Annotated in this window: 1 pseudogene; it reads left to right on the top strand. The window is 34.7% G+C overall.

Features of this window, described 5'->3' with window-relative positions:
* Positions 1-179: 179 nt before the first annotated feature.
* Positions 180-513 (top strand): annotated as a pseudogene (locus tag ACYQ3Q_RS28480) (IS4 family transposase); the annotation flags it as partial.

Raw genomic sequence — 513 nt, 5'->3', positions numbered from 1 at the left:
TCAGTAGCGTTGCATAAAGCTTTTACGCAAAAGTCAAATTCTATGTTACAAAGAAAACCAACGGAAAATGGCGTAAACTGCAGATATCCCTGATTATTCCTGTCAAAACCATAAAAAAAGCCTTATAATTAGAGTTAGGGTAGTTCTTGCCCAAATCTCTAATCATAAGGAGATAAAAAATGCAAGGCAAGAATACTACAAAATCCACATTTATGCAACTGTTTCAACCGGTTTTTTCTAAAAATATTTGGACTAAAATTCATCAAGAAGTTCCAGACCTTGATAAGCGAGTCCAAAAACTTAAAACAAACCAACTCGCGTTACTTATCAGTAATGCTCAACTCCAAGAATTTAAAGCTTTACGAAAAATCAGTGCCAGTGTTCAAAGTAATGACTTCAGTCGTACCATTGGCTTAGAAAGCATTAGTCATAGTCAAATTTCACGAAGACTTAGAACTCTTCCTGTTAGAGTCTCGGAAATGCTTTTTAAAAACCTATTAAACGAAGTAGCTC

Source organism: Desulfosporosinus burensis, assembly GCF_054657535.1.
The sequence above is the reverse complement of the archived record's forward strand: the minus strand, read 5'-3'. Positions and strand labels throughout refer to the sequence as shown.